Source organism: Stenotrophomonas maltophilia group sp. RNC7, from assembly GCF_030910085.1.
Lineage (GTDB): Bacteria > Pseudomonadota > Gammaproteobacteria > Xanthomonadales > Xanthomonadaceae > Stenotrophomonas > Stenotrophomonas sepilia.
The window spans coordinates 1-542 of sequence record NZ_JAVFVN010000220.1 but is presented as its reverse complement, the minus strand read 5'-3'; the positions used below and the strand labels follow the sequence as shown (position 1 = coordinate 542).

At 53.0% G+C, this 542-nt stretch carries 1 protein-coding gene; it reads right to left on the bottom strand.

Annotated elements, in window-relative coordinates:
* The coding region (locus RCF13_RS02940) for a hypothetical protein (protein WP_308140839.1) at positions 1–483 on the bottom strand (483 nt) is incomplete at its 3' end.
* Positions 484–542 lie beyond the last annotated feature (59 nt).

Below are 542 nucleotides of genomic sequence, written 5' to 3'. Positions count from 1 at the left end.
CCCATTATTAGAATTAAATGATGCAATAGACGCGCTGCCTGTCGACGCTGGCTGTAATGTCGTTCCGCTTTCAATGTCCTGATCCATATATGGACCGTCCTGAAAAACGGCTTCTGACAGCGACCAGTTTGTGTCACCCATGCGAGACAGGCGGCGCGGCGCGTAATTCTTGTTTGCGATATATGCAACATCATTGAACTGCGTGTAGCTGAGCCGCTTCAGTTCGCCCGCGCTATATGGATGGCTTATCTGGTATGGCGATCCAACTACCGCTCGTTCGGAGAAGAAGCGAAGTGTTCCGCCACCATTGAAGGCAAGAACATACGATTGTTCTTCCGAGAACCTGAAAGGAAGCAAGCGCGTGTACTGATTGCTGTCCGCTACTTCCGCTATGAAGCGGGTGCCGGATCGGCGGCGCAATCCGCCGTGCGTCAGGACGTTGAAGTTCCGGCAGTATTCCAGCGATGCGCGCCAGAAATCCACGTCAGAACGCGAGCCTAGAAGCGGGCTTATTTCGCCTTTGTCAAATGTGCTCTGATGCT